This is a genomic window from Pseudomonas sp. LBUM1646 (assembly GCF_059716165.1).
Genome location: NZ_CP166810.1, coordinates 6,502,152 through 6,525,270 on the forward strand (window position 1 = coordinate 6,502,152; position 23,119 = coordinate 6,525,270).

Annotated in this window: 26 protein-coding genes; 18 read left to right on the plus strand and 8 right to left on the minus strand. The window is 60.6% G+C overall.

The window, feature by feature from the left end:
* Positions 1–30 precede the first annotated feature (30 nt).
* The 10 genes from ACA071_RS29665 to ACA071_RS29710 all read left to right on the plus strand — a co-directional run bounded on the left by ACA071_RS29665 (position 31) and on the right by ACA071_RS29710 (position 7,027).
* Complete coding sequence (locus ACA071_RS29665) at positions 31–717, plus strand: YggS family pyridoxal phosphate-dependent enzyme (protein ID WP_497642270.1); 687 nt, start codon at positions 31–33, stop codon at positions 715–717.
* A 35-nt stretch (positions 718–752) separates the two neighbouring features.
* Positions 753–1,571: a pyrroline-5-carboxylate reductase gene (gene proC / locus ACA071_RS29670; protein ID WP_497642271.1), complete on the plus strand. Its 819-nt coding sequence runs from the start codon at positions 753–755 to the stop codon at positions 1,569–1,571.
* 24 nt (positions 1,572–1,595) lie between these two features.
* Positions 1,596–2,183, plus strand: coding sequence for a YggT family protein (locus ACA071_RS29675; RefSeq protein WP_497642272.1), 588 nt, complete (start codon positions 1,596–1,598; stop codon positions 2,181–2,183).
* Between the two features lie 4 nt (positions 2,184–2,187).
* On the plus strand, positions 2,188–2,478 hold the full coding sequence (locus ACA071_RS29680; RefSeq protein ID WP_497642273.1) for a DUF167 domain-containing protein: 291 nt from the start codon (positions 2,188–2,190) through the stop codon (positions 2,476–2,478).
* Between the two features lie 179 nt (positions 2,479–2,657).
* Positions 2,658–3,797, plus strand: coding sequence for a homoserine O-succinyltransferase MetX (metX, locus tag ACA071_RS29685; RefSeq protein ID WP_497642274.1), 1,140 nt, complete (start codon positions 2,658–2,660; stop codon positions 3,795–3,797).
* A gap of 7 nt (positions 3,798–3,804) precedes the next feature.
* A complete protein-coding gene (metW, locus tag ACA071_RS29690; RefSeq protein ID WP_497642275.1) occupies positions 3,805–4,425 on the plus strand; it encodes a methionine biosynthesis protein MetW in 621 nt (206 codons plus the stop codon).
* A gap of 26 nt (positions 4,426–4,451) precedes the next feature.
* The gene (locus tag ACA071_RS29695) at positions 4,452–4,886 is read left to right on the plus strand and encodes a DUF4426 domain-containing protein (RefSeq protein ID WP_497642276.1); all 435 of its coding nucleotides are present in this window, start codon (positions 4,452–4,454) and stop codon (positions 4,884–4,886) included.
* Positions 4,883–5,479, plus strand: coding sequence for an RdgB/HAM1 family non-canonical purine NTP pyrophosphatase (rdgB, locus tag ACA071_RS29700; protein WP_497642277.1), 597 nt, complete (start codon positions 4,883–4,885; stop codon positions 5,477–5,479). Before ACA071_RS29695 ends, rdgB begins: the two co-directional genes overlap by 4 nt.
* On the plus strand, positions 5,476–6,681 hold the full coding sequence (gene hemW / locus ACA071_RS29705) for a radical SAM family heme chaperone HemW (protein ID WP_497642278.1): 1,206 nt from the start codon (positions 5,476–5,478) through the stop codon (positions 6,679–6,681). The genes rdgB and hemW overlap by 4 nt, the downstream gene beginning before the upstream one ends.
* Positions 6,682–6,703: 22 nt before the next feature.
* A complete protein-coding gene (locus ACA071_RS29710; protein WP_497642279.1) occupies positions 6,704–7,027 on the plus strand; it encodes a DUF3392 domain-containing protein in 324 nt (107 codons plus the stop codon).
* 132 nt (positions 7,028–7,159) lie between these two features.
* On the opposite strand, the gene trmB is transcribed toward ACA071_RS29710, so the two are convergent.
* The 4 genes from trmB to ACA071_RS29730 form a co-directional block, all read right to left on the minus strand.
* Positions 7,160–7,885, minus strand: coding sequence for a tRNA (guanosine(46)-N7)-methyltransferase TrmB (gene trmB, locus ACA071_RS29715; protein WP_497642280.1), 726 nt, complete (start codon positions 7,883–7,885; stop codon positions 7,160–7,162).
* A gap of 9 nt (positions 7,886–7,894) precedes the next feature.
* Positions 7,895–8,689: a thiazole synthase gene (locus ACA071_RS29720; protein ID WP_348122486.1), complete on the minus strand. Its 795-nt coding sequence runs from the start codon at positions 8,687–8,689 to the stop codon at positions 7,895–7,897.
* Positions 8,690–8,749: 60 nt separating this feature from the next.
* Positions 8,750–8,950: a sulfur carrier protein ThiS gene (gene thiS, locus ACA071_RS29725; RefSeq protein ID WP_167394879.1), complete on the minus strand. Its 201-nt coding sequence runs from the start codon at positions 8,948–8,950 to the stop codon at positions 8,750–8,752.
* Positions 8,951–9,021: 71 nt separating this feature from the next.
* Positions 9,022–9,402 carry a DUF423 domain-containing protein gene (locus ACA071_RS29730; protein WP_497642281.1) on the minus strand — a complete coding sequence of 127 codons (381 nt, stop codon included), beginning with the start codon at positions 9,400–9,402 and terminating at the stop codon, positions 9,022–9,024.
* A 74-nt stretch (positions 9,403–9,476) separates the two neighbouring features.
* Between ACA071_RS29730 and mtgA the strand changes: the two genes are divergently transcribed.
* The gene (gene mtgA, locus ACA071_RS29735) at positions 9,477–10,199 is read left to right on the plus strand and encodes a monofunctional biosynthetic peptidoglycan transglycosylase (RefSeq protein WP_497642282.1); all 723 of its coding nucleotides are present in this window, start codon (positions 9,477–9,479) and stop codon (positions 10,197–10,199) included.
* 71 nt (positions 10,200–10,270) lie between these two features.
* Here mtgA and rpoH read toward each other — a convergent pair whose 3' ends face one another.
* The 4 genes from rpoH to ftsY form a co-directional block, all read right to left on the minus strand.
* Positions 10,271–11,125, minus strand: coding sequence for an RNA polymerase sigma factor RpoH (rpoH, locus tag ACA071_RS29740; RefSeq protein WP_003176698.1), 855 nt, complete (start codon positions 11,123–11,125; stop codon positions 10,271–10,273).
* Positions 11,126–11,238: 113 nt separating this feature from the next.
* A complete protein-coding gene (gene ftsX, locus ACA071_RS29745) occupies positions 11,239–12,261 on the minus strand; it encodes a permease-like cell division protein FtsX (protein ID WP_497642283.1) in 1,023 nt (340 codons plus the stop codon).
* Positions 12,258–12,929, minus strand: coding sequence for a cell division ATP-binding protein FtsE (ftsE, locus tag ACA071_RS29750; RefSeq protein ID WP_186707536.1), 672 nt, complete (start codon positions 12,927–12,929; stop codon positions 12,258–12,260). Before ftsE ends, ftsX begins: the two co-directional genes overlap by 4 nt.
* A complete protein-coding gene (gene ftsY / locus ACA071_RS29755) occupies positions 12,926–14,467 on the minus strand; it encodes a signal recognition particle-docking protein FtsY (protein ID WP_497642284.1) in 1,542 nt (513 codons plus the stop codon). The genes ftsE and ftsY overlap by 4 nt, the downstream gene beginning before the upstream one ends.
* A gap of 344 nt (positions 14,468–14,811) precedes the next feature.
* On the opposite strand from ftsY, the gene ACA071_RS29760 reads away from it, so the two are divergent.
* From ACA071_RS29760 to ACA071_RS29790, 7 genes are all read left to right on the plus strand, one after another.
* A complete protein-coding gene (locus tag ACA071_RS29760; protein ID WP_497642285.1) occupies positions 14,812–16,167 on the plus strand; it encodes a M16 family metallopeptidase in 1,356 nt (451 codons plus the stop codon).
* Positions 16,160–17,650 (plus strand): M16 family metallopeptidase, encoded by a 1,491-nt coding sequence (locus tag ACA071_RS29765; protein ID WP_497642286.1) that lies wholly within the window; start codon positions 16,160–16,162, stop codon positions 17,648–17,650. Before ACA071_RS29760 ends, ACA071_RS29765 begins: the two co-directional genes overlap by 8 nt.
* Complete coding sequence (gene rsmD, locus ACA071_RS29770) at positions 17,650–18,264, plus strand: 16S rRNA (guanine(966)-N(2))-methyltransferase RsmD (RefSeq protein ID WP_497642287.1); 615 nt, start codon at positions 17,650–17,652, stop codon at positions 18,262–18,264. The genes ACA071_RS29765 and rsmD overlap by 1 nt, the downstream gene beginning before the upstream one ends.
* Positions 18,265–18,380: 116 nt before the next feature.
* A complete protein-coding gene (locus ACA071_RS29775) occupies positions 18,381–19,724 on the plus strand; it encodes a M16 family metallopeptidase (RefSeq protein WP_497642288.1) in 1,344 nt (447 codons plus the stop codon).
* Positions 19,717–21,192 carry a M16 family metallopeptidase gene (locus ACA071_RS29780; protein ID WP_497642289.1) on the plus strand — a complete coding sequence of 492 codons (1,476 nt, stop codon included), beginning with the start codon at positions 19,717–19,719 and terminating at the stop codon, positions 21,190–21,192. Before ACA071_RS29775 ends, ACA071_RS29780 begins: the two co-directional genes overlap by 8 nt.
* Before the next feature lie 74 nt (positions 21,193–21,266).
* Positions 21,267–22,265, plus strand: a complete 999-nt coding sequence (locus ACA071_RS29785; protein WP_497642290.1) for a hydrolase — start codon at positions 21,267–21,269, stop codon at positions 22,263–22,265.
* A gap of 4 nt (positions 22,266–22,269) precedes the next feature.
* Entirely contained in the window at positions 22,270–23,097 is an 828-nt protein-coding gene (locus tag ACA071_RS29790) for an AraC family transcriptional regulator (protein ID WP_497642291.1), read from the plus strand.
* Positions 23,098–23,119 lie beyond the last annotated feature (22 nt).

Consider the following 23,119-nt stretch of genomic DNA (forward strand, 5'->3'; position numbering starts at 1 on the left):
CGCGAACCTTCAGACCGGCGGCGCCTCTTGATGTCCACGATAGCAGACAACATTCTCCAGGTTAGTTCGCGTATCCAGGCTGCGACCCAGGCTGCTCACCGCGACGAGCACAGTGTTCAACTGCTGGCCGTGAGCAAGACCAAGCCTGCCGAGGCCCTGCGTGAAGCCTACGCCGCGGGGCTGCGGGACTTTGGCGAGAACTATCTGCAGGAGGCCTTGAGCAAACAGCTCGAATTGGCCGACCTGCCCTTGATCTGGCACTTCATCGGCCCCATTCAATCGAACAAGACTCGCGCTATCGCCGAGCACTTTGCTTGGGTGCATTCCGTGGATCGTTTGAAAATTGCACAACGCCTGTCCGAACAACGTCCTGCCGATCTGCCCCCGCTGAATATCTGCATCCAGGTCAACGTCAGCGGTGAAGCCAGCAAGTCCGGCTGCACCCCGGCCGACCTGCCGGCCCTGGCCAACGCCATCAGCGTCCTGCCGCGCCTCACGTTGCGCGGGTTGATGGCGATCCCGGAGCCGACTGAAGATCGTGCCACCCAGGACGCCGCTTTTGCTGCCGTACAGAACCTGCAAGACAGCCTCAATCTGTCGCTCGACACACTTTCCATGGGCATGAGCCACGACCTCGAGTCGGCCATTGCCCAAGGCGCCACTTGCGTCCGTATCGGTACGGCCCTCTTCGGTGCGCGCGACTATGGCCAGCCTTGATCAATGGCCGACTCCTCCCTTTATAAGGACCTGACATGAGCAAGACTCGTATTGCCTTTATCGGTGCCGGCAACATGGCCGCCAGTCTGATCGGTGGCCTGCGCGCCAAAGGTCTGGAAGCGGCACACATCCGCGCCAGCGATCCCGGCGCCGAAACCCGTGCTCGCGTGGCCGCTGAACACGGCATCGAAGTGTTCGCCGACAACGCCGAAGCCATTCAAGGCACCGACGTCGTCGTTCTGGCGGTCAAACCCCAGGCGATGAAAGCCGTGTGCGAAGCCATTCGCCCAAGCCTCAAACCGAATCAATTGGTGGTTTCCATCGCGGCGGGCATCACCTGCGCCAGCATGAACAACTGGCTCGGCGCCCAGCCAATCGTGCGCTGCATGCCCAACACCCCGGCACTGTTGCGTCAGGGCGTGAGCGGTTTGTTTGCCACCGCCGAAGTGAATGCCGAGCAACGCCAACAAGCTGAAGAACTGTTGTCGGCCGTCGGCCTCGTACTGTGGCTGGACGAAGAACAGCAGCTGGACGCGGTCACCGCCGTTTCCGGTAGCGGCCCGGCGTACTTTTTCCTGCTGATCGAAGCCATGACTGCTGCGGGCGTGAAACTCGGCCTGCCGGCGGACATCGCCGCACAACTGACCCTGCAAACCGCATTGGGCGCCGCGCACATGGCAGTCGCCAGTGACGTCGACGCGGCGGAACTGCGGCGCCGTGTGACTTCGCCTGCGGGCACCACGGAAGCCGCCATCAAGTCGTTCCAGGCCGGGGGCTTCGAAGCCCTGGTAGAAAAAGCACTCGGTGCCGCTGCGCACCGCTCGGCCGAGATGGCTGAGCAACTTGGCCGCTAATCAGCTCTTACAAAGGAATCAATGATGCTCGGACTCAATGACGCTGCCATTTTTGTAATCAAAACCCTGGGCAGCCTGTACCTGCTGATCGTGCTGTTGCGCTTCATCCTGCAACTGGTCCGGGCGAACTTCTACAACCCGCTCTGCCAGTTCATCGTCAAAGCCACCCAACCGCTGCTCAAGCCACTGCGCCGGGTCATCCCGAGCATGTTTGGGCTGGACATGTCGTCACTGGTATTGGCGCTGATCGTACAGATGGTGCTGATCGCGGTGATCCTGCTGCTCAAAGGCTTCATGGTCGACTGGCTGTTCCTGGTGCCATGGGCCCTGATCGCGATTTTCTCGCTGTTCTTGAACATCATTTTCTACGCGATGATCATCAGCGTGATCCTGTCCTGGGTCGCTCCGGGCAGCCACAATCCGGGCGCCGAACTGGTCGCGCAGATTACTGAACCGGTACTGGCGCCGTTCCGTCGGCTCATTCCGAACCTGGGCGGCCTCGATATCTCGCCGATCTTCGCGTTTATCGTGATCCAGCTGCTGCAAAGCTGGCTGATCCCACGCTTGGCGTACTACGCCCTGATGCCCAACGGGCTGCTCGGGTTGATCTGACCCGGTGAGCTACTTTCGCTGGGACGGTGATGACCTGATTCTGGAATGCCACCTGCAACCGGCGGCCCGCAGCGATGATTTCTGCGGGCTGCACGGTGATCGCCTGAAAATCCGCCTGACCGCGCCGCCAGTCGAGGGCAAGGCCAATGCCTATTTGATGGCGTTTTTGGCCAAGGCGTTTGGGGTTTCAAAGAGCCAGGTGAGCTTGATCAGCGGTGAGTTGAACCGGCAGAAACGCGTGCGGATTTGCTCGCCGAAGAAATTGCCGGCATTGCCGGATCTCACCTTCCCCTGATCGTTCCCACGCTCTGCGTGGGAATGCCGCCCGGGACGCTCCGCACCCCATCCAAAAGCGGACGCAGAGCGTCCATTGAGGCATTCCCACGCAGCGTGTGGGAACGATCATGGGTAGTCGCTTGCTGCTACGGGCAGCGGTCTTTAGACTTACGCCTCATTTCAACGAGAGCAGGGTCGATGCCAACTGCCTTTCCCGCCGATTCTGTTGGTCTGGTGACGCCGCAAGTGGCGCACTTCAGTGAACCCCTGGCCCTGGCCTGCGGCCGTTCGCTCCCAGCTTATGACCTGATCTACGAAACCTACGGCACGCTGAACGCCACGGCGAGCAACGCCGTGCTGATCTGCCACGCCTTGTCCGGGCACCATCACGCTGCCGGCTTCCACAGCCTCGACGACCGCAAACCCGGTTGGTGGGACAGCTGCATCGGCCCCGGCAAGCCGATCGACACCAGCAAATTCTTCGTGGTCAGCCTGAACAACCTCGGCGGCTGCAACGGCTCCACCGGCCCGAGCAGCATCAATCCGGAAACCGGCAAGCCGTTTGGCGCCGACTTCCCGGTACTGACCGTGGAAGATTGGGTGCACAGCCAGGCGCATCTGGCCGACCGCATCGGCATCAGCCAATGGGCCGCCGTGATTGGCGGCAGCCTCGGTGGCATGCAGGCGATGCAGTGGAGCATCACTTACCCTGATCGCATTCGCCATTGTCTGGCCATCGCCTCGGCGCCCAAACTGTCGGCGCAGAACATCGCGTTCAACGAAGTGGCGCGCCAAGCCATCCTCACCGACCCCGAATTCCACGGCGGTTCGTTTCAGGAAGCGGGCGTAATCCCCAAGCGTGGTTTGATGCTGGCGCGGATGGTCGGGCACATCACTTACCTGTCCGACGACTCCATGGGCGAGAAATTCGGCCGCGGCCTCAAGAGCGAAAAGCTCAACTACGACTTCCACAGCGTCGAGTTCCAGGTCGAGAGCTACCTGCGTTATCAAGGGGAAGAGTTCTCCGGGCGTTTCGACGCCAACACCTACCTGCTGATGACCAAGGCGCTGGACTACTTCGACCCGGCGGCGAACTTCGACGATGACTTGGCGAAAACCTTCGCCGGCGCCACCGCCAAATTCTGCGTGATGTCCTTCACCACCGACTGGCGCTTCTCCCCTGCCCGTTCGCGGGAACTGGTGGACGCGCTGATGGCAGCCAAGAAAGACGTCTGCTACCTCGAGATCGACGCTCCGCAAGGCCACGACGCCTTCCTGATTCCGATCCCGCGCTACCTGCAGGCGTTCAGCAATTACATGAACCGCATTACGTTGTGAGAAAGCCATGAGAGCTGATCTGGAAATCATCCAGGAATGGATTCCCGCCGGTAGCCGCGTGCTCGACCTCGGTTGCGGCGACGGCGAACTGCTGACCTGGCTGCGCGACAACAAGCAAGTCACCGGCTATGGCCTGGAAAACGACCCGGACAACATCGCCGAGTGCGTGGCCAAGGGCATCAACGTCATCGAACAGGACCTGGACAAAGGCCTGGGCAACTTTGCCAGCAACAGTTTCGACGTCGTGGTCATGACCCAGGCCCTGCAAGCCGTGCACTACCCGGACCGGATCCTCGACGAGATGCTTCGGGTCGGACGCCAGTGCATCATCACCTTTCCCAACTTCGGTCACTGGCGCTGCCGCTGGTACCTGGCGAGCAAGGGCCGGATGCCGGTTTCCGACTTTCTGCCGTACACCTGGTACAACACGCCGAACATCCACTTCTGCACTTTCGGCGACTTTGAAGAACTGTGCCGCGAACGTGAAGCGAAGGTCATTGATCGGCTTGCCGTGGATCAGCAGCACCGACACGGGTGGGCCAGTAAGCTATGGCCTAATCTGTTAGGTGAGATCGGTATCTACCGCGTCAGTAGCCCCGGGCTGCAAGACCACAAGGTCGCGGTCTGAACCACGACATTCCAAGGAGAACGATCATGGGTCGTCTAGCGTTATTTGTACTTACTGCCTGCCTGAGCGTCACCGCCATGGCCGCCGACGTGATCAAGGGCGAGCGCAAGGAAACGTTTGGTGATGTGACGGTGCACTACAACACCTTCAATTCCACGTTCCTGACACCGGACATCGCCAAAGCGGCGGAACTGGTTCGCAGCAAAAACCAAGGCGTGATTAACGTTTCGGTGATCAAGGACGGCAAACCGCTGATCGCCCAGGTCAACGGTACGGTCAAAAACCTCACCAGCCAAAGCGTCCCGCTGAAATTCAAACAGATCACCGAACAAGGCGCTGTCTACTACATCGCGCAATACCCGGTCGATCAGCAGGAAGTCCGCACCTTTGAGATCAAGGTGCAGAACGGTGACAAAATCAACACCATCAATTTCAACCAAGAGCTTTTCCCCGGCGAATGATGAACTTCACGCAACTCGTACTGGCCAGCCATAACGCCGGCAAACTCAAGGAACTCCAGGCCATGCTCGGCGCATCGGTGCAACTGCGCTCGATCGGCGAGTTCAGCAATGTCGAGCCTGAAGAAACCGGCCTGTCGTTCGTCGAAAACGCCATCCTCAAGGCCCGCAACGCCGCGCGCATCTCCGGCCTGCCGGCGCTGGCCGACGATTCGGGACTGGCGGTGGATTTCCTGGGCGGTGCACCAGGGATCTACTCGGCCCGTTACGCTGATGGAAAGGGCGATGCGGCGAACAACGCTAAACTGCTCGACGCCATGAAAGACGTGCCGGAAGCCGAGCGCGGTGCGCAGTTCGTCTGCGTGCTGGCGCTGGTGCGCCACGCCGATGATCCGTTGCCAATTCTCTGCGAAGGCCTGTGGCACGGCCGAATCCTGCACGCTGCCAGCGGTGAGCACGGTTTTGGCTATGACCCGCTGTTCTGGGTGCCGTCACGCGATTGCTCCAGCGCCGAGTTGAGCCCAAGCGAAAAGAACCTCATCAGCCACCGCGCCCGTGCAATGGATCTGCTGCGCCAGCGTCTAGGCTTGATATGACCCATGAATCATCCGCGTCGCCGCTGATCTTCGGTGGCGCCGCCCAATCGCCTCGGGCGGCGTTGCCAACGCTGCCGCCCCTGGCGCTGTACATCCACATTCCGTGGTGTGTGCGCAAATGCCCTTATTGCGACTTCAACTCCCACACCGCCAGCCCGGTGCTGCCGGAGGAAGAGTACGTCGATGCGCTACTGGCCGACCTCGATCAGGATCTGCACGCGGTTTACGGCCGTGAGCTGAGCTCGATCTTCTTCGGTGGCGGTACGCCGAGCCTGTTCAGCGCCGAAGCCTTGGGTCGTTTGCTCAAAGGTGTGGAACAACGCATTCCGTTTGCCAGCGACATCGAAATCACCCTGGAAGCCAACCCAGGCACGTTCGAGCAGGAGAAGTTCGTCGCTTACCGGGCGCTGGGGATCAATCGTCTGTCGATCGGTATCCAGAGCTTTCAGGAAGAAAAGCTCAAGGCCCTGGGTCGAATCCACAACGGCGACGAAGCGGTGCGTGCCGCCGGCATGGCCCGTCAGGCCGGGTTCGACAACTTCAACCTGGACCTGATGCACGGTTTGCCCGATCAGTCCCTGGACGACGCCCTGAGCGACTTGCGCCAGGCCATCGCCCTGAAACCGACCCACTTGTCCTGGTATCAACTGACCCTGGAGCCGAACACGGTGTTCTGGAACCAGCCGCCGACGCTGCCGGAAGACGACACGTTGTGGGACATTCAGGAAGCCGGGCAGGCACTGCTGGCCGAACACGGTTACGCGCAATACGAAGTCTCGGCCTATGCCCTGCCCGGTCGCCCGGCGCGGCATAACCTCAATTACTGGAGTTTCGGCGACTTCATCGGCATCGGCGCCGGCGCCCACGGCAAGCTCAGTCACCCGGACGGACGCATCGTGCGCACCTGGAAGACCCGCTTGCCGAAGGATTACCTCAACCCAGCCAAAAGCTTCAAGGCTGGCGAGAAAGCCCTGACCAACGACGAGTTGCCGTTCGACTTCCTGATGAACGCCCTGCGACTGACCGAAGGCGTGGAATCGCGCCTGTATCCGGAACGCACCGGCCTGCCCCTGGAAAGCCTCGCCGAAGGTCGCCGGGAAGCCGAACAAAGCGGCTTGTTGCAGGTCGAACCGTCACGTCTGGCGGCCACCGAGCGCGGACAACTGTTTCTCAATGACTTGCTGCAGACATTTCTGAGCTGATTTCAGCCTTAAGGGAAAACCAATGGATTTGATCCTCGACCTGCTCGCCACCGTGTCCCGCTGGAGCCGTAGCAACCTGTCGGAAATCTCTCTGGCCCTGGTGGGCTGCCTGCTGGTGCTGTTCGGCGCGGACATCAAAGGCTGGGTCGAACAACGCCTGGGCGGCATCGCCGGCGCCTTGCGCGTCCCGATGATGGCCCTGCTGTGCATGGTCGGCAGCGGCGTCGCGCTGATCTATGCCACGCCGTGGATCATCAAAGGCCTGAGCCAGTTCAACAACTACAGCCTGGCGCCGGTGTTGTTGGTGGTGCTGGTGCTTATCGGCGTAGTCGCTGACCGCCGCTGAGGGCTGATGATCGTTCCCACGCTCTGCGTGGGAATGCCGCCATGGACGCTCTGCGTCCGCCTCTAAATGTGACGCGGAGCGTCACAACATGCATTCCCACGCGGAGCGTGGGAACGATCAGTCGGGTTAGGTTCAGGACTGCTTTTCGAACTTCAGGTCCCACACGCCATGCCCAAGACGTTCGCCGCGGCGTTCGAACTTGGTGATTGGGCGCTCGGTCGGGCGCGGCACGCATTTGCCGTCTTCGGCAAGGTTACGGTAGCCCGGCGCGACGCTCATCACTTCCAGCATGTACTCGGCGTACGGTTCCCAGTCGGTGGCCATGTGCAGCACACCGCCGACCTTCAACTTGCTGCGCACCAGCTCAGCGAACGACGCCTGAACGATACGACGCTTGTGGTGGCGGCTCTTGTGCCACGGGTCCGGGAAAAACAGCATCAGGCGATCGAGGCTGTTGTCGGCCACGCAATTGTTGAGCACTTCGATCGCATCGCAATCGTAAACGCGCAGGTTGGTCAGGCCCTGGGTCAACACGCCATTAAGCAGCGCGCCGACACCCGGACGGTGAACTTCCACGCCGATGAAATCCTGCTCCGGCGAAGCCGCGGCCATCTCCAGCAGCGAATGGCCCATGCCGAAACCGATTTCCAGCGAACGCGGCGCCGAGCGGCCGAACACCTGGTCGAAGTCCACCGGCGCATCGGCCAGCGGCAGGACGAACAGCGGTGTGCCCTGCTCCAGGCCCTTTTGCTGGCCTTCGGTCATGCGTCCGGCGCGCATCACGAAACTCTTGATGCGGCGGTGTTGGCGTTCTTCGCCTTCTTCCGGCTGGATAGGCGTGTCGTTCGATTCAGTCATCAATGGCTCTTACTTGATCAGACCATCCAGCGGCGAGGAGGCGCTGGCATAGAGTTTTTTCGGCATGCGGCCGGCGAGGTAGGCCAGGCGACCTGCAACGATGGCGTGTTTCATGGCTTCGGCCATCATGATTGGCTGCTGGGCATGGGCGATGGCCGAGTTCATCAGCACCGCTTCGCAACCCAGTTCCATGGCGATGGTGGCGTCGGAGGCGGTACCGACACCGGCATCCACCAACACCGGGATCTTGGCCTCTTCGAGGATGATCTGCAGGTTGTACGGGTTGCAGATCCCCAGACCCGTGCCGATCAGACCAGCCAGCGGCATGACCGCGATAACGCCGATTTCCGCCAGTTGACGGGCGATGATCGGGTCATCGCTGGTGTAGACCATCACGTCGAAACCTTCCTTGACCAGCACTTCGGCGGCCTTGAGGGTTTCAATCACGTTAGGGAACAGGGTTTTCTGGTCCGCCAGCACTTCCAGCTTCACCAGGTTGTGGCCGCCGAGCAGCTCACGGGCCAGGCGACAGGTGCGCACAGCCTCGATCGCGTCGAAGCAACCGGCGGTGTTCGGCAGGAAGGTGTAGCGATCCGGCGACAGGACTTCGAGCAGGTTCGGTTCGCCCGGGTTCTGGCCCAGGTTAGTGCGGCGCACGGCGAAGGTGACGATCTCGGCACCCGAGGCTTCGATGGCCAGGCGGGTTTCTTCCATGTCGCGGTACTTGCCGGTGCCTACCAGCAAACGCGACTGGTAAGTACGACCGGCCAGGACGAAGGGCTTGTCGCTACGAACGATGCTCATGGGAAATCCTCTGTAGGGGTGAGGTTCTTGCAGAATTCTGTGCCCTTGCGGGGCGGGCGACTAGCCGCCGCCGATGGCGTGCACGACTTCGACATTGTCGCCGTCGTTCAGCGTGGTGTCGGCATGCTGGCTGCGCGGGACGATATCCAGATTGAGTTCAACCGCCACCCGGCGTCCGGTCAGATCCAGACGGGTCAGCAGGGCCGCAACGGTTTCACCGTCGGGCAGTTCAAGGGATTCGCCGTTCAACTGAATGCGCATGCAAGAAGCCGCCATCATTTTTAGGGGCTGGCATTCTAGCCCGATCATGACCTAAAGGTCAGCACCAAGCGTCAAGCGGTAAGCGGCAAGCGCCACGCGGCAAGCCCCAGACACAGCCAGCCGATCAGGAATGCCAGGCCACCGAAGGGCGTAATGATCCCCAGCTTGCTGACGCCGGTGATCGTGAGCAGATACAAGCTGCCGGAAAACAGCAGAATGCCGATGGCAAAGGATGCGCCGGCCCAGGTGATCAAGCGACCGGAAATCTGCGTGGCCAACAGCGCGACACCCAACAGCGCCAAGGTGTGCACCAATTGATAGGTGACGCCGGTATGAAATATCGCCAGGTATTCCGGCGTCAGGCGGTTTTTCAAACCATGCGCGGCGAACGCGCCAAGGGCAACGCCGGTGAAGCCGAAGAAAGCGGCCAGCATCAGAAAGCCACGCAGCATGAAGAACTCCAGTCAGACTCGATCAACAGGGTCTGTATAATGGCCCGCTCAACGGGTTCGGCCAAGCCATCTCTATGCTGCGTTTAATTTTGCGACGATTCACAAAGGCCCTGCTCTGGTTCGCGGGCGGCAGCGTGTTGCTGGTTCTGATCTTTCGCGTGGTGCCGCCACCGGGCACGGCGCTGATGGTCGAGCGCAAGGTCCAATCCTGGTTCGACGGCGAGCCCATTGACCTGCAGCGCACCTGGCAACCCTGGGATCAGATCTCCGATGACCTCAAAGTCGCGGTGATTGCCGGTGAAGACCAGAAATTCTCTGAGCACTGGGGCTTTGATATCGGGGCAATTCAAGCGGCATTTGCCCATAACGAACGCGGCGGCTCGATTCGCGGCGCCAGCACCCTGAGTCAGCAGGTTTCGAAGAACCTCTTTCTGTGGTCCGGCCGCAGTTGGTTGCGCAAAGGCCTGGAAGCCTGGTTTACCGGGTTGATCGAAGTGTTGTGGCCCAAGCAGCGGATTCTTGAGGTTTACCTGAATAGCGTTGAATGGGATGACGGGGTGTTTGGCGCTGAAGCGGCGGCTCGGCATCACTTTGGTGTCGGTGCCCGGTCATTGTCGCGGCAGCAGGCGAGTTTGCTGGCGGCGGTGTTGCCTAATCCAAGGGTTTGGAGCGCGAGTCATCCGACCAACTATGTCGCACGACGTGCCGGGTGGATTCGGCAGCAGATGAGCCAGTTGGGTGGCGATAGTTATCTGGTAGGGCTCAATGATTCGCGTCGGGCGCCTTGGGCTCAGTGATCTTTTGATCTTAAAAACAAAAACGCCCCGATCATCTCTGATCGGGGCGTTTTTTATTACCGGTGCGCAGGTTATGCAGCAATCGACAACTTGAGCTTGTTCATCGCGCTCTTCTCGAGCTGACGAATACGCTCGGCCGACACGTTGTACTTCTGCGCCAGGTCGTGCAGCGTGGCTTTTTCTTCTGCCAGCCAGCGCTGATAGAGGATGTCACGGCTGCGGTCGTCCAGCACTTCCAGCGCTTCGTGCAGGTTGTGGTTGGAGTTGTCGCTCCAGTCGGCATCTTCCAGTTGACGGGCCGGATCGTACCGGTGGTCTTCCAGATAGTTGGCCGGCGACTGGAAGGCGCTGTCGTCGTCCGCTTCTGCGGCCGGGTCAAAAGCCATGTCATGGCCGGTCAGGCGACTTTCCATCTCGCGCACTTCCCGCGGCTCTACCCCGAGGCTTTCCGCCACACGGTGGACTTCCTCGTTGTTCAGCCACGCCAGACGTTTCTTCTGGCTGCGCAGGTTGAAGAACAGCTTGCGCTGGGCCTTGGTGGTCGCGACTTTCACAATGCGCCAGTTGCGCAGGATGAACTCGTGGATTTCCGCCTTGATCCAGTGCACAGCGAACGAAACCAGGCGCACACCCATTTCCGGGTTGAAGCGCTTGACGGCCTTCATCAGGCCGACGTTGCCTTCCTGGATCAGGTCAGCCTGGGCCAGGCCGTAGCCGGAATAGCTACGGGCAATGTGTACGACAAAACGCAGGTGGGCGAGCACCATCTGCCGAGCCGCCCCCAAATCCTGCTCATAATAGAGACTCTCGGCCAGTTCACGCTCCTGCTCCGGCGTCAGCAATGGAATGCTGTTCACCGTGTGCACATAAGCCTCCAGGTTTGCGCCTGGGACCAGAGCATAAGCAGGTTGCAAAGAAGTGGTCATACGAAAAAACCTCCGTCTTACATAACTCGTGCAGTTCAGCACTGCGAAAATTGACCGGAAACCGTAGGACAAGTTCCCATATAAACCGAAAGGTCAATACGCGCAAAAAGATACTACTTCGGCGCCAACTCCCTGAGATGACGTGCGACTGCAATCCATGCACCGATATAACCCAACAGCACCGCGCCAAGCAAGAGCGACAGACCATCGGCAACTGGCACTCCGGCCAGCGCAAAATTACTGCCGTATAAGCCGGCCAGTCCAACCACCGCGTCGTTCAGCCAGTTCAGGCCAAACGCCAAGACGCCCCAGGAAAGAATCCCCGCACCGAAGCCATAAAGCGCGCCCATGTACAGAAAGGGCCTGCGCACATAGCTGTCCGTGCCGCCGACGAGTTTAATCACTTCTATCTCTGTGCGGCGGTTTTCAATATGAAGACGAATGGTATTGCCTATCACCAAAAGTAATGCAGACACCAAAAGCACGGTCAGGCCGAAGACAAACCGGTCTCCGAGCTTGAGGATGGCGGCCAGACGCTCGACCCAGACTAGATCAAGTTGCGCTTGCTGTACCTTCGGCAGCTCGGAAAGTTTTTGTCTTAATGCTTCAAGCGTCGGCTTGTCGACCTCATTCGGCGTGACCAGCACCACGCCCGGCAGCGGGTTTTCCGGCAGTTCCTTGAGCGCCTCACCCAAACCGGACTGCTGCTGAAACTCCTCCAATGCCTGATCACGGCCGACATATTCAGCATCCGCGACGCCAGGCATGCCTTTGATCTGCTCACGCAACGCCTCGCCCTGTTCCGGGCTGGCATCCAGTTGCAGGTAAAGGGAAATCTGCGCCGCACGCTGCCAGGAACCGCCCAGTCGCTCGACGTTATTCAGCAAAAGTGACAGCCCCATCGGCAAACTCAGGGCTACCGCCATCACCAGGCAGGTGAAAAAGCTACCGATCGGCTGTTTAGCCAACCGGCGCAGACTGTCCAGCAGGCTGGCCCGATGGCTTTCGATCCAGGCGCGCAACAGCGTGGCGAAATCCGGGCCGTCGTCATCGTCGCGTTTTTTCTTTTGCGGTTGCGGATCAGCGGCCTTCGGGGCCACGCGCTCGGAAACCTTGGGGCTGCGTGTCGCACTCATACGCCGGCCTCCCCGTCACCGATCAAGCGTCCGCGTTGCAGGGTCAGCATGCGGTGACGCATGCGGGCGATCAGGGCCAGGTCGTGGCTCGCGATCAGTACGCTGGTGCCCAACCGGTTGATGTCTTCAAACACGCCCATGATCTCGGCCGCCAGACGTGGGTCGAGGTTACCGGTCGGTTCGTCCGCCAGCAGCAAGGCCGGGCGGTGCACGATGGCGCGGGCGATGCCGACGCGCTGTTGCTGACCGGTGGACAGGTCGCCGGGGTACAGATCGGTCTTGTCCGAAAGCGCCACGCGCTCCAGGGCCGAATCCACCCGTTTGACGATCTCGGACTTGGACAGGCCAAGAATCTGCAACGGCAGCGCGACGTTGTTGAACACCGTGCGATCAAACAGCAACTGGTGGTTCTGGAACACCACCCCGATCTGCCGCCGCAAGTAAGGAATCTGCGCGTTGCTGATGGTGCTCAGGTCTTGCCCGGCCAGCAGCAATTTGCCGGTGCTCGGGCGCTCCATGGCCAGCAACAGCCGCAACAAGGTGCTTTTACCGGCGCCGGAATGGCCGGTGACAAACAAGAATTCGCCCCGACGGACTCGAAAGCTCAGCTCATGCAAGCCGACATGACCGTTCGGGTAGCGTTTACCGACCTGTTCGAAACGAATCATGAACGCTCCCGCTCGGCAAACAATGCCTGGACAAAGGGTTCTGCTTCAAAGGTACGCAAATCATCGATGCCTTCACCGACGCCGATGTAGCGAATGGGCAAGCCGAACTGCTTGGCCAGGGCGAAAATCACCCCGCCCTTGGCAGTGCCGTCGAGCTTGGTCAACGCCAGGCCGGTCAATTGCACGGTCTGGTTGAACTGTTTGGCCTGGTTGATAGCGTTCTGGCCGGTACCGGCATCGAGCACCAACAGCACTTCGTGCGGTGCATCGGCGTCGAGCTTGCTGATCACCCGGCGAACCTTCTTCAGTTCTTCCATCAGGTTGTCTTTGGTGTGCAGACGACCGGCGGTGTCGGCGATCAGCACGTCGATGCCACGGGCCTTGGCGGCCTGCACGGCATCGAAGATCACCGAAGCCGAATCGGCGCCGGTGTGCTGGGCGATCACCGGGATCTTGTTGCGCTCACCCCAAACCTGCAATTGCTCCACAGCAGCGGCGCGGAAAGTGTCACCGGCGGCGAGCATGACTTTCTTGCCCTCCAGCTGCAGCTTCTTCGCCAGTTTGCCGATGGTGGTGGTCTTGCCGGCGCCGTTGACGCCGACCACCAGAATCACGAACGGCTTGTTCTGCGAGGTGATTTTCAGCGGTTGTTCAACGGGCTTGAGCATCGCCGCCAGTTCAGCCTGCAAGGATTTGTACAACGCATCGGCATCGGCCAACTCTTTGCGAGCGACTTTCTGGGTCAGGCGCTGAATGATCACCGAAGTCGCCTCGACGCCAACGTCGGCGGTCAGCAGGCGGGTTTCGATGTCTTCGAGCAGTTCGTCATCGATGATCTTCTTGCCGAGGAACAGGCTGGCCATGCCTTCGCCGATGCTGGCGCTGGTCTTGGACAGGCCCTGCTTGAGGCGGGCGAAGAAACCGGCTTTGGTTTCTTCGGTGCGCGGTGGCTCGGCAGGGGTTTCGACGAGGGCGACAGGTGCTTCGACAACAGGAACGACAACCGGCGCGGGCGCTTGAGCAATCGGCGCAACAGGCTCTACGAAGACCGGCACTTCTGGCTCAGGAACAACAACCGGTTCAGGCTCGGCCACGAAGACTGGCACGACAACCGGCGCGATCACTGGCGCATGGACCGGCTCAGGGGTAAACGCAATCGGAGCTGGAATCGGCGGAGAAATGTGCGCCGCCTGTTCATCTTCGACCAACGCCACCGGCTCTTCTGCGACCGGTAATGTCAGCCAGGGCTCAGCGACTGGCGTCAATGGCAACTCAGCCGCGACTTCGACTTGAGGCTCAAGCTCAAGCTCAGGCTCAGGCTCAGGCTCGACCTCAACCACCGGTTGCAACACCGGCTCGGCAATCGGCAGGACAATCGGCGCCGGCTCTTCTTCTATTACCGGTGCAGGAATTGGCTCAGGAATGGGCTGTGGCTGTTCGACGACGGTTTCCTGCGGCTTTTTGCGCAGCCATCCGAACAGGCCTTTCTTCTCGCCAGCCGCAGCTGGGGTCTTCTTGTCGTCGTTGGAACCAAACATGGAGGACGGCTATCTCACGGTAGCGACGCGCCAAAGGGCGCCCCGGCAAATAAATATTCGATGCAGAACAGACTGCGATTCACCCAGCTTGTTCACGCGCAACAATTTGTCGAAGTGCCAACGGCACCTCAAAGGTCGACTAATACGAAGGACTGGACCGGCATCGTCGGCGAAAACGCAGAGTTTAGCGGACAAACTCAAAGCTTCTGCCGAGAACCCATACAACCTGCGGGCCGATAAAAGGCCTCACAGGCGTGGCCGCCAGTAAAACGGATCAGTATCCTAGCACCCTCTCGCCCGCTGACGCTAAGAACAAGCGGGCCGCTCAACAGGTTTAAAAACGTATGAATGCTCTAGCCCGCCGCGCTGCAGGCCTGCTTCTCTGCACAGTTTGTCTGCCCCTCTCGGCCCTGGCTGCCGATCCACAACCCACCCATGAGTTCACACTCGACAACGGCTTGAAGGTCGTCGTGCGCGAAGACCATCGGGCGCCGGTGGTGGTGTCCCAGGTCTGGTACAAGGTCGGCTCCAGCTATGAGACCCCGGGCCAGACCGGCCTGTCTCACGCCCTGGAACACATGATGTTCAAGGGCAGCGAGAAAGTTGGCCCCGGCGAAGCGTCGCTGATCCTGCGTGACCTCGGCGCTGAAGAGAACGCCTTCACCAGCGATGACTTCACCGCCTATTACCAAGTGTTGGCCCGGGATCGCCTGGGCGTCGCCTTTGAACTCGAAGCCGACCGCATGGCCAACCTCAAACTACCGGCCGACGAGTTCAGCCGCGAAATAGAGGTAATTAAAGAAGAACGTCGCCTGCGCACCGACGACAAGCCGATGTCCAAGGCCTACGAACGCTTTAAGGCCATGGCCTACCCGGCCAGCGGCTATCACACGCCGACCATCGGCTGGATGGCTGACCTGGAACGCATGAAGGTCGAAGAACTGCGCCACTGGTACCAATCCTGGTACGTGCCGAACAACGCCACCCTGGTGGTGGTCGGCGATGTCACCCCGGATGAAGTCAAAGCCCTGGCCCAGCGTTACTTCGGCCCGATCGCCAAGCGTGACGTACCACCGGCGAAAATCCCGCTGGAACTGGCCGAGCCGGGCGAACGGCAGATCACCCTGCACGTGCAAACCCAACTGCCGAGCCTGATGCTGGCCTTCAACGTGCCGAGCCTCGCCACCGCCGAAGACAAGCGTTCAGTGAATGCCCTGCGCCTGATCTCGGCGCTGCTCGACGGCGGCTACAGCGGACGTATCCCGACGCAACTGGAGCGCGGCGAAGAGCTGGTGTCCGGCGGTTCGTCGAGCTACGACGCCTACACCCGTGGCGACAGTTTGTTCACCCTGTCGGCCAGCCCGAATTCGCAAAAGAAGAAAACCATCGCCCAGGCTGAAGCCGGCTTGTGGAAGCTGCTTGAACAGCTGAAAACCACCGCGCCATCGGCTGAAGAACTGGAGCGCGTGCGGGCTCAGGTCATTGCCGGCCTGGTTTACGAGCGTGATTCGATCACCAGCCAGGCCACTGCCATCGGCCAACTGGAAACCGTCGGTTTGTCGTGGAAACTGATGGACACCGAACTCGCCGATCTGGAAAGCGTCACCCCCGAAGACATCCAGAAAGCCGCCAAGTTGTATTTCACCCGCGAACGTCTCAGCGTCGCCCATGTACTTCCACTGGAGACGACTCATGAGTGAGCGTAAAAAACCGCACCTGGCGCTGATTGGCCTGATCCTAGTCGCCTTGATCGGCTCGGCGACCGTCTACCTGCTACGGCCCGACGAGTCCACGGCCAGCGAAGCCCTCGACAAGGCCAAGTCCAGCCAGAAGCTGCAATCGTTGGCCGAACTCGACGGCAAAGCCCCAAGCCACCGTAACCTCGACGTGCAAACCTGGACCACCGCCGAAGGTGCCAAGGTGATGTTCGTTGAAGCACGGGAGTTGCCGATGTTCGACATGCGCCTGATCTTCGCCGCCGGCAGCAGCCAGGACGGCAATGCGCCGGGCCTCGCCCTGCTGACCAATGCCATGCTTAACGAAGGCGTGGCCGGTAAAGATGTCGGCGCCATCGCCCAGGGCTTTGAAGGCCTGGGCGCGGACTTCGGCAACGGTGCCTACAAAGACATGGCCGTGGCTTCGCTGCGCAGTCTGAGTGCTGTGGATAAACGTGAGCCGGCCTTGAAGCTGTTCTCGGAAGTCATCGGCAAGCCGACCTTCCCCGCCGACTCGTTCGCACGCATCAAAAACCAGCTGCTCGCCGGCTTCGAATACCAGAAACAGAACCCCGGCAAACTGGCCGGCCTTGAGCTGATGAAGCGTCTGTATGGCGATCACCCTTACGCCAACTCCAGCGACGGCACGGCGAAATCCGTTCCGGCGATCACCCTGGCGCAGTTGCGCGCTTTCCATGAGAAAGCCTACGCCGCCGGCAACGTGGTGATTGCCTTGGTGGGCGATCTGTCCCGCGCCGAGGCCGAGGCGATTGCCGCACAAGTCTCCAGCGCCCTGCCTAAAGGCCCGGCCCTGGCGAAAATCCCGCAACCGACCGAACCCAAGGCCAGCATCGGCCACATCGAGTTTCCGTCCAAGCAGACCAACCTGATGCTCGCGCAACTGGGCATCGACCGCGATGATCCGGACTACGCGGCATTGTCCATGGGCAACCAGATCCTCGGCGGCGGTGGCTTCGGCACCCGGCTGATGAGCGAAGTGCGCGAGAAGCGTGGCCTGGCTTACGGCGTCTACTCGGGCTTTACGCCGATGCAGGCCCGCGGCCCGTTCATGATCAACCTGCAAACCCGCGCCGAAATGAGCGAAGGCACGCTGAAACTGGTGCAGGACGTACTCGCCGACTACCTTAAAACCGGCCCGACCGAGAAAGAACTCGACGATGCCAAGCGTGAACTGGCCGGCAGCTTCCCGTTGTCCACCGCCAGCAACGCCGATATCGTCGGCCAACTCGGCGCCATGGGTTTCTACAACCTGCCGCTGAGCTATCTGGAAGACTTCATGCAGCAGTCCCAGAGTCTGACCGTCGAACAGGTCAAAACTGCACTGAACAAACACTTGAGCACGGACAAAATGGTCATCGTCAGCGCTGGCCCGACCGTGCCGCAAAAGCCGTTACCGGCCCCATCTGATAAACCCGCCGAGCAGCCGCTCGGGGTTCCGGAGCATTAATGGCCAGTCCATCGCGTCCTAAGAAACCTGTCCACAACGTCCATAACGGCGTGAACCAATTGCGCATCATCGGCGGTGAATGGGGCAGCCGAAAGCTGAGCTTCCCCGATGCGCCGGGCTTGCGTCCGACTCCGGACCGGGTGCGTGAAACGCTGTTCAACTGGCTCGCGCCGTATATCGCCGGGGCCAAGGTGCTCGATCCGTTCGCGGGTAGCGGCGCACTGTTCCTCGAAGCACTGTCCCGTGGCGCTGCCATGGGCCAGGCGTTGGACGCCAGCAACATCGCGGTCTCCAGCATCAAGGAACACTTGGGCACCCTGCGCTGCACCACCGGCCAAGTGCAGACTGCCGACGCCTTGCGCTACCTGGAAACCCAGACCGCGACCGCCTACGACGTGGTGTTCCTCGACCCGCCGTTCAACCAGGATCTGTTGCCGGGCGTTTGCACCTTGCTTGAAGAGCGTCAGTGGCTGGCCGATGACGCCTGGGTCTACACCGAAAGCGAAAACGCGCCCTCGGTGCTCGGCTTGCCGGGTAACTGGCGCCTGCACCGGGAGCAGAAATCCGGGCGGGTGTACTACGCGTTATGGCAGCGCAGCCCACTGGCAAACTGATCAATCCGTAGCGTGAAACAAGGCAAGCAGTGCGGTAGATAATTACCGCCAATGTCCTTATCCAATTCTCCACAGTGGTTTACGTCATTTCCGTAAACCACTGAGGATGAACACGGATGAACATCTCCCGCAGCAGGAAGCTGCTCTTTTCCTGGCTACTGCCCTTCACGGCACTGGCCGACCCCGTACAACCGACCCACGAATTCACGCTGAAAAACGGCCTGAAAGTAGTCGTACGCGAGGACCATCGCGCGCCCGTAGTGACCTCGCAACTCTGGGTCAAGGTCGGCTCCAGCGATGAAACGCCGGGGCAATCCGGCCTGTCCCATGCCCTGGAGCACATGCTCTACAAAGGCAGCAGTAAAACCTGCCCCGGTGAAGCTTCCGCCATCCTGGACAAGCTGGGCGCGTCTCATAACGCCTTTACCGATAATGACGTCACGACCTATTACCAGACCTTGCAGCCTCACCAATTGGGTGTCGCCTTCGAGTTGATGGCCGACATGATGTCCACCGCTCAACTGCGAGCCGAGGATTTCATTCCGGAACTGGCCGTCATTCAGGAAGAACGGCGGCTTCGAGTCGACGACGATCCGGATGCGATCGCACAAGAGCGCCTCGCGCGCGTCGCCTACCCCGCCAGCAGCTACGGCCCGCCGATCATCGGCTGGATGCATGACCTGAAACGCTTGAACGCCGACGACCTGCGTCACTGGTATCAGACTCGCTATGCACCCGGTAATGCCACGCTTGTCATTGTCGGTGACGTCACGCTGGAAAAGGTCCAGACCCTGGCCGAGCGCTACTTCGGCGTACTGGCGACCAAGCCGTTTGTCGCGGCAAAAACATCGCTGGAACTGGCCGAACCCGGCGAGCGGAAAATCATCCTGCGCCAGGCAATCCCCGCGCCTCGACTGATCATGGCGTTCAACGTGCCGAGCCTGGCCACCGCTGAAAACCGTCGAACGGTGCATGCGTTAAGGCTGCTTAACACCCTGCTGGCCGGCTCGAACAGCGCACGCCTGGGTAAACGCCTGCAATTCACCGAACGGCTGTTTTCCAGTACCTCGTCCGACTACAACGCCCTGCATCGCGGCGACAGTCTTTTTACCCTGAACGCCCAGCTCAACTCCCAAAGTGCCGTCAGCCTTGATCAGGCCCAGACCCGAATCTGGGAACTGATCGACGAACTCAAGGCCACACCGCCCGACCGTGTCGAACTGGAGCGCGCCCGCACCCATTTGATCGCCCGACAAATCTACGACCGTGATGGCATCGAACACCAGGCGGATCAGCTCGGGGCACTTGAGAGCATCGGCCTGCCCTGGCGACTGATGGACGAGGACGCCGATGAATTGACTCAGGTAACTCCCGAAGACATTCAACGTGTCGCGCAGACCTACCTGACCCGCCAACGCCTGAGCACCGCCCATGTCCTCGTGGAGAAAACCCATGAATAAGTTCACCGGCATGACGCTGTGCCTGCTGATCACTGGCCTGCAAGGCTGCCTGGTCTTTGCCGACGCCGAGCCGCAGCCATCGGCCGCTGTTCCGTCGTCACGTCTGCAATCGCTGGCGGAACTGGACGAACAGGCAGCCACCCCGCGCGCCCTGAAAATCCATGGCTGGAAATCCCTGGCCGGCAGCAAGGTGCTGTTTATTCGTACCCCTGAACTGCCGATGTTCGACTTGCATGTCAGCTTCCCGGCCGGTAGCACGCAGGATGGCGCGCACCCCGGGCTGGCGGCGGCGACGTTCAGCCTGCTTAACGAAGGCGTGCCGGGTAAGGATCTGTCAGCGATTACCGAAACCTTTGATGGCCTCGGTGCAAAATTCGATATGAAAATCGGCCAGGATCGGGCCTCGCTGTCTCTGCGTAGCCTGGCCGCCACCGAAAAGCGCGATCCGGCGCTGCAGTTGTTCAGTCAGATCCTTGGCCAACCTCTGCTGACCGGTGCAGCGCTGGTCCACGTCAAAAGTGAACTGACCGATATTCTCAAGACCCAGCAGCAGGATCCCGAATCACAAATCACCCAAGCCATGAATGAGCTGCTGGTGCCCGGCCACCCTTATGCTCAACCGGTGTTTGGCACGGAAAAAAGCCTGACGGCGCTCTCTCGGGAACAGGTCCAGGCCTTTCATCGGCAAGCGTACAGCGCGGCGAATGTGGGGATCACGCTGGTCGGCGACCTGACGCTGGAGCAAGCCCAGGCAATCAGCTTGCAGGTTATCGATACCTTGCCAACCGGATCCGAAATGCCCCGCGTGCCCGCGCCACCGCGCCGTGAGGGCGACGCGACGTCACAGCACATCGAACGCGCCTTGAGCCAGACACAAATTATGCTGGGGCAGACCGGCGTGACCCGGCAGCATCCCGATTACCTGGCGCTGACCGTGGGCCATCAGATTTTCGGCGGGCAAAACGTTACTTCCCGACTGATGACGCAGTTGAGAGAAAAACGCGGGCTGACCTATGTCGTGCAACTGACGACCACGCTCTGGCAAGAGAGCAGTACTGCCGTCATCAGCCTGAAAACCAGCCCGCCATTCAGCGAGGGCGCGGTGAAGCTGGTGCAGTCGATGTACCGCGACTACCTGCAAACGGGGCCGACTCAGCAGGAACTCGACGACATGCTGCGCCAACTGCGCAGCAGCGCCGCGTTAAACAGCGCCAGCAACTCACAGATCCTTGCCCGACTGGTCGATATCAACCAATACGGCTTGCCGCTCGACCTGGATTTTTCGGTCGAGCAAGCTCAAGGGCTGACTGTTGCTCAAGTCAAAGACGCCTTGAACAGGCACTTTGACGCCGACCAATGGGCGGTGGTGACCGTGGGCCCTACCGTCGAGCAACAGCCTTTACCATTGCCGGCCGATGACGTGCCGCAGAGCATGTGTCGCGCCGAGGCGGGGATTGTGGCAAGTTAGTTTCTTTGGACATAGGTGGCAGGGACACGCTTTTCAGCCCTGCTGCCGACTGTTTTACCTTTTAGAGAAACATCGTGCTCCCGCCCAGCGAACGCTTCACCCCGGCCATTGGTCTTGGCAACCCGCACTTGCAAACCTTGTGGGGGCCGCTATGGCGTAAAACCACGCATATCGACCGCACGCGCGAACGGCTTTGGCTCGACGATGGTGACTTCCTCGACCTCGACTGGCACGGCCCTCATACAGCCAACGCGCCCTTGGTGCTGGTGTTACACGGGCTGACCGGCTCGTCGAACTCACCCTATGTGGCCGGCCTGCAAAAAGTCCTCGGGGATCAAGGTTGGGCCAGCGTCGCGCTGAACTGGCGCGGTTGTTCGGGTGAGCCGAATCTGTTGCCACGCAGCTATCATTCCGGCGCCAGTGAAGACCTGGCCGAAGCCATCAAACACCTGAAAGCCCAACGCCCGCTCGCGCCGTTGTATGCGGTCGGCTATTCCCTGGGCGGCAACGTATTGCTCAAGCACTTGGGCGAGACCGGCAGTGACAGCGGCGTGCTCGGCGCCGTGGCGGTGTCGGTGCCGTTTCGCCTTGATCAGTGCGCCGACCGCATCGGCCAGGGTTTTTCCAAGGTCTATCAGGCGCACTTCATGCGCGAGATGGTGGCCTACATCAAGAACAAGCAGCGCCAATTCCAACATGACGGACGCGAGGATGGACTGGCGGCACTGGCTGCGCTGGGCTCCCTGGAAAACATGCGTACGTTCTGGGACTTCGATGGCCGGGTCACTGCACCGTTGAATGGTTTTGTGGACGCCGAGGATTACTATCGCCGTGCCTCGAGTCGCTATTTCCTGGGGGAAATTCGCACGCCAACCCTGATCATTCAGGCGGCTGACGATCCGTTCGTATTCCCTCACAGTCTGCCGCTGGCCGATGAACTGTCTGCCTGCACCCAATTCGAATTGCAGGCCAAGGGTGGGCATGTCGGCTTCGTCGATGGCTCGTTCCGGCAGCCGAGTTACTATCTGGAACGCCGCATCCCTCAATGGCTGACCGCCGCAGGTCGCGAGTAAGGCCATGGACGCCGATCAAGGCGAGTCGATTCGGTTCTGGCAAACGGCGCCGTTGGCCGGGGTCGAACTGTTGTCCGCGCGCTACATCGAGCACCGCTTTGCGCCCCACGTGCATGACGGCTATGTCATCGGCATGATCATGGCCGGCGCCCAACGTTACCGTTATCGCGGCGCCGAACATTTGGCCGCCAGCGGCACGCTCGTCTTGATCAACCCGGACGAACTGCACACCGGCCATAAAGGCGCGGAGGACGGCTGGTTGTACCGGGCGTTTTATCCAGACAGCGGGCAGATTCTTTCACTGCTGGGCGAGCTGGAATTGCCGACCAGCGAATTGCCAGCGTTTGGTGCCACGCTGTATCGCGACCCGGATCTGGTGAAGGGTTTCTGCCAGTTGCATCGCTTGCTGGAGAGCCCGTCCACGGCGCTGCAACAGCAAACGGTCTGGCGGGAAATGATGCTGTCACTGTTGCAACGCCACGCCGCCGTGCCGATTGCCGGCAAACCCGGCAAGGAACACCGGGCGGTGACCCTGGCCAAGGACCTGCTGCAATCGCAACTGGCGGCACCACCTTCACTGGAAGAACTGGCAAGCGCGGTAAACCTGTCGCCGTTCCACTTCGCCCGGGTATTCCGCCGCGCCACCGGCATGCCGCCGCACACCTGGCTGATGCAGCAGCGCATCGCTCGGGCGCGAGCCTTGTTACAGGACGGCTGTCTGCCGCTGGAGGTTGCCACGCAATTGGGGTTTGCCGACCAGAGCCATCTGAGCCGGCAGTTCAAGCAGGTTTATGGGGTTGGGCCAGGGGCGTATCGCAGCGCCCGGCTTTAGAAACAAAAAGATCGCAGCCTGC

Coding starts and splice junctions, on each gene's coding strand:
- ACA071_RS29760 (WP_497642285.1), top strand. CDS start 14,812: ATGAATGCTCTAGCCCGCCGCGCTGCAGGCCTGCTTCTCTGCACAGTT.
- proC (WP_497642271.1), top strand. CDS start 753: ATGAGCAAGACTCGTATTGCCTTTATCGGTGCCGGCAACATGGCCGCC.
- rsmD (WP_497642287.1), top strand. CDS start 17,650: ATGGCCAGTCCATCGCGTCCTAAGAAACCTGTCCACAACGTCCATAAC.
- ftsE (WP_186707536.1), bottom strand. CDS start 12,929: ATGATTCGTTTCGAACAGGTCGGTAAACGCTACCCGAACGGTCATGTC.
- metX (WP_497642274.1), top strand. CDS start 2,658: ATGCCAACTGCCTTTCCCGCCGATTCTGTTGGTCTGGTGACGCCGCAA.
- metW (WP_497642275.1), top strand. CDS start 3,805: ATGAGAGCTGATCTGGAAATCATCCAGGAATGGATTCCCGCCGGTAGC.
- ACA071_RS29780 (WP_497642289.1), top strand. CDS start 19,717: ATGAATAAGTTCACCGGCATGACGCTGTGCCTGCTGATCACTGGCCTG.
- ACA071_RS29695 (WP_497642276.1), top strand. CDS start 4,452: ATGGGTCGTCTAGCGTTATTTGTACTTACTGCCTGCCTGAGCGTCACC.
- mtgA (WP_497642282.1), top strand. CDS start 9,477: ATGCTGCGTTTAATTTTGCGACGATTCACAAAGGCCCTGCTCTGGTTC.
- ACA071_RS29730 (WP_497642281.1), bottom strand. CDS start 9,402: ATGCTGCGTGGCTTTCTGATGCTGGCCGCTTTCTTCGGCTTCACCGGC.
- ACA071_RS29675 (WP_497642272.1), top strand. CDS start 1,596: ATGCTCGGACTCAATGACGCTGCCATTTTTGTAATCAAAACCCTGGGC.
- rpoH (WP_003176698.1), bottom strand. CDS start 11,125: ATGACCACTTCTTTGCAACCTGCTTATGCTCTGGTCCCAGGCGCAAAC.
- ACA071_RS29665 (WP_497642270.1), top strand. CDS start 31: ATGTCCACGATAGCAGACAACATTCTCCAGGTTAGTTCGCGTATCCAG.
- ACA071_RS29765 (WP_497642286.1), top strand. CDS start 16,160: ATGAGTGAGCGTAAAAAACCGCACCTGGCGCTGATTGGCCTGATCCTA.
- hemW (WP_497642278.1), top strand. CDS start 5,476: ATGACCCATGAATCATCCGCGTCGCCGCTGATCTTCGGTGGCGCCGCC.
- rdgB (WP_497642277.1), top strand. CDS start 4,883: ATGATGAACTTCACGCAACTCGTACTGGCCAGCCATAACGCCGGCAAA.
- ftsX (WP_497642283.1), bottom strand. CDS start 12,261: ATGAGTGCGACACGCAGCCCCAAGGTTTCCGAGCGCGTGGCCCCGAAG.
- ACA071_RS29775 (WP_497642288.1), top strand. CDS start 18,381: ATGAACATCTCCCGCAGCAGGAAGCTGCTCTTTTCCTGGCTACTGCCC.
- ACA071_RS29710 (WP_497642279.1), top strand. CDS start 6,704: ATGGATTTGATCCTCGACCTGCTCGCCACCGTGTCCCGCTGGAGCCGT.
- ACA071_RS29790 (WP_497642291.1), top strand. CDS start 22,270: ATGGACGCCGATCAAGGCGAGTCGATTCGGTTCTGGCAAACGGCGCCG.
- trmB (WP_497642280.1), bottom strand. CDS start 7,885: ATGACTGAATCGAACGACACGCCTATCCAGCCGGAAGAAGGCGAAGAA.
- ftsY (WP_497642284.1), bottom strand. CDS start 14,467: ATGTTTGGTTCCAACGACGACAAGAAGACCCCAGCTGCGGCTGGCGAG.
- ACA071_RS29720 (WP_348122486.1), bottom strand. CDS start 8,689: ATGAGCATCGTTCGTAGCGACAAGCCCTTCGTCCTGGCCGGTCGTACT.
- thiS (WP_167394879.1), bottom strand. CDS start 8,950: ATGCGCATTCAGTTGAACGGCGAATCCCTTGAACTGCCCGACGGTGAA.